This is a genomic window from Geitlerinema sp. PCC 9228 (assembly GCF_001870905.1).
Classification (GTDB): Bacteria; Cyanobacteriota; Cyanobacteriia; order Cyanobacteriales; family PCC-9228; genus PCC-9228.
In genome coordinates this window covers 1-2,634 of the sequence record NZ_LNDC01000142.1, presented here as the reverse complement: position 1 = coordinate 2,634, position 2,634 = coordinate 1, and the positions used below count along the sequence as shown (strand labels likewise).

The 2,634-nt window shown below is 49.5% G+C and carries 2 protein-coding genes; one reads left to right on the top strand and one right to left on the bottom strand.

The genetic code is table 11. The annotated features are described in order from the left end of the window. Positions 1–729: gluconeogenesis factor YvcK family protein (locus AS151_RS22865; RefSeq protein WP_139240696.1), on the bottom strand; the 729-nt coding region annotated here is incomplete at its 3' end. Between the two features lie 560 nt (positions 730–1,289). On the opposite strand from AS151_RS22865, the gene AS151_RS16070 reads away from it, so the two are divergent. Beyond that, positions 1,290–2,634 (top strand): class I SAM-dependent methyltransferase (locus tag AS151_RS16070; RefSeq protein WP_071518085.1); only part of this gene is annotated, 1,345 nt, incomplete at its 3' end.

The window sequence follows — 2,634 nt, the reverse complement described above, 5'->3', positions numbered from 1 at the left end:
ACTGGTGGCAATTCCCTGTTCCAAATCGCCGGTGACATCCGACATGGCGGTTAAAAATAGATTGCCAAAACTGTGCCCTTCCAAGCCTTTGCCGTTGCGAAACCGGTATTGAAACAACTCCGTCAGCAATTTTTCTTCATCTGCTAAAGCTGCAATGCAGTTGCGCAAATCGCCAGGCGGTAATACGCCCATTTCCCGACGCAAGCGACCGGAAGACCCGCCGTCGTCAGCTACGGTTACTACAGCAGTAATATGGGCGCTATACTGTTTGAGTCCCCGCAGCAAGGTGGAAAGACCGGTTCCCCCACCGATAGCGACAATTTTCGGACCTTTGTGCAGGCGGCGGTGAGTTAGCAGCATGTCTACCAATTCTTCATCGCCGTCGGGATGCAAGACTTCGGTGATGGAACCAAAGGTACGGGTTTGCCCCCAAAAAACCAGCAGCAATCCCAGAATCATGGCTATCGGACCGCTGACGTAGCTGGGAATGACGGAGGTGATTTGGGCTAAAACGGTTTCTACAAACTGGATGATGTGAAAGATTGGTGTTAAATTGACCCAAATGGCAATTCCCAAACTGGTCAGCAAGACTCCCGCAGCACTGACGAGCAACCAACGCTTTACGAACAAGCCGGGCAGCAGCCATTTCAACCATCCTCCGAAGCGATGTTGGTGAAAGTTATTTTGTCGTAAGCTGCGAAAAGCCTTTTTGAAAATATGGAGGGACATAAGCGGCCATGCTTAGTAATTAGCGATAAATTTCCATTTCTGAGCCTCAATGTAGGGGAATTGCTCAAAAAATACAAGTCTGATTTTTCCACTGCTATTTTTTTCCGGATTGTTTGTCTGTGGAACCGTAAATTTTAGCTAGAATTCTGAATAAGGGTAGCGACAGGTGAAAGCGATTTTTGTTCCATATCTTTGGCGATCGCGTTTTTGATCTGTTGTGCCAGATATAAAAAGTGCATTTTCGTGGTCGGCTAGCGATCGCGTTTTTCCGTCTATTGGTAAAGAGGTCGATCGCGTTTTGGTGGTCGGCTGGCGATCGCGTTCTTGATCTGTTGTGCAAGGTATAAAGAGCGCGTTCGATCGATTTTGCTAGATAACGTCGCGTTTTAGTAGATTGGCAACTGCGTTTCTCTGTATGTTTGGGCAAGCTTTTTGATGGAATGGTGTGGCGAAAACACATTTTTAGATGAAAGCCAATACAATTGCTGAGTTTGCCTTTGTTTATGCTAAACTAGCGGCGATCGATATTGTGTATGCAACTGCTGAAGGATTAGCAACCGATGGCCATAGAACGCTACGTACCCTCTCTAGGTGGAGAAATTCGCTACGAACATTTACATCGATACGCGCTGGCGCGAGAGCTGGTGTGCGGAAAGTCGGTGTTGGATTTGGGTTGTGGAGAAGGCTACGGTGCGGCGCTACTGGCACAGGTGGCAGAGTCGGTGGTGGGTGTGGATATCGATCGCGAGTGCGTGACGCAGGCGGCACAGAAATATGGCGATGGTGGCAATGTAGAGTTTTTGGTGGGGGCTTGCGATGCCATTCCGTTGCCGGGGGAATCGGTGGATGTGGTGACTTGTTTTGAAACCATCGAGCATCACGAACAGCATGAGGAAATGATGCGGGAGGTAAAGCGGATTCTCAAGCCGGGAGGCAAGTTGGTGGTGTCGTCGCCGAATCCGGTGGTGTATACAGAAAAGGCGGAATCTAGCAATCCGTTTCACGTGAAGGAATTGTACGACTATCAGTTGTTGAGTTTGCTGAATCGCTATTTTCAGCAGGTGAAGTTGTACGGTCAGCGGTTGGCGACAGGGTCATTTGTGTTTCCCATGCGCCACAGCCAGCAGCAAGATTGGTTGGCGTATACGGGAGAGGATATGCAGGTACGCCGTCAGGTTTGCGAGTTGGAAGAACCGAAGTATTTTTTGGCGGTGGCTGCGGATGTAGAGTTAGCAGAAGTGGGCATTGGTTCGCTGTATGTGGACGGTCAAGACGATTTGTTGGCGGATTTGAGGCAGCAGTTGCAGGCGTTGCAAGCCAATCCTTCTCAACAAGAGTGGGAAAGTTCTCAGGCAGAGTTGGAACGGGTGCGTCAGGAGTTGCAAGAAACCAAATCGCAGCTGGAGAAGGTACAGCAGGAACGCCAGCAAGAGCAGGAAGAATGTAAACAGGTCAAGTCGGAACTGAACGAGACGCGGGAGAAGTTGGAGGAGTGGGAGTTTAAGCTTGATGGGGTACAAGGAGATTTGGCAGATACCTACGTACAGTTGCAAGAGAAGCAGCAAGAGGTAGAGAAGGTACGTTCCGAGGTGCAAGAAAAGCAGCAGCAGTGGGAAAAATCGCAGGAACAGCTACAGCAAGAGCAGCAAAAGCGCCAGCAGGTACAACAGGAGTTGGAGGAGTCGCAGCAGGAGTTACAGCAAGAGCAACAGCAGCGTTCCCAGGTGCAAAAACAGTTGGAAGAATCGCAACAGAACGAACAACAGATTCGTAAAGAACTACAGCAACTAGAAACAGAACGCGATCGCGTGCAAGAACAACTACAGCAATCCCAGCAACAGTACCAACAACTAGAAACGGAACGCGATCGCCTGCAAGAACAACTACAGCAATCCCAGCAGCAGT